This window comes from Ciceribacter ferrooxidans (assembly GCF_004137355.1).
Classification (GTDB): Bacteria; Pseudomonadota; Alphaproteobacteria; order Rhizobiales; family Rhizobiaceae; genus Allorhizobium; species Allorhizobium ferrooxidans.
The window spans coordinates 1-250 of record NZ_SDVB01000245.1 but is presented as its reverse complement, the minus strand read 5'-3'; the positions used below and the strand labels follow the sequence as shown (position 1 = coordinate 250).

1 protein-coding gene is annotated in these 250 nt (G+C 70.4%); it reads right to left on the bottom strand.

Features of this window, described 5'->3' with window-relative positions:
* A partial coding sequence (locus tag EUU22_RS25615; RefSeq protein WP_205687905.1) for a hypothetical protein occupies positions 1-250 on the bottom strand: 250 nt, incomplete at both ends.

Sequence of the window (250 nt, the reverse complement as noted above, 5' to 3'; positions counted from 1 at the left end):
AGTCCGACGTCAGGATGCCGCTGCCGAATCCGGGTGCGGCGATGCCTACGAGGTACCGGTTCGTGTTCGAGTGAGTGCCGGCCGGCGGCAGCGTCACGTACACAGCGGGGCCGCTCGAGGGCCCGCTTGTGACGCTTGCCTCGATTCGGCCGCCGGGCTTGCCTCCCAGAAGGGCGTTTTCGACCTTGCCGCGCTCGAGCGACGCGATCGTGCCCGCGCGGCTGACGGTTCCGCCCGCGGCAGGGACGTA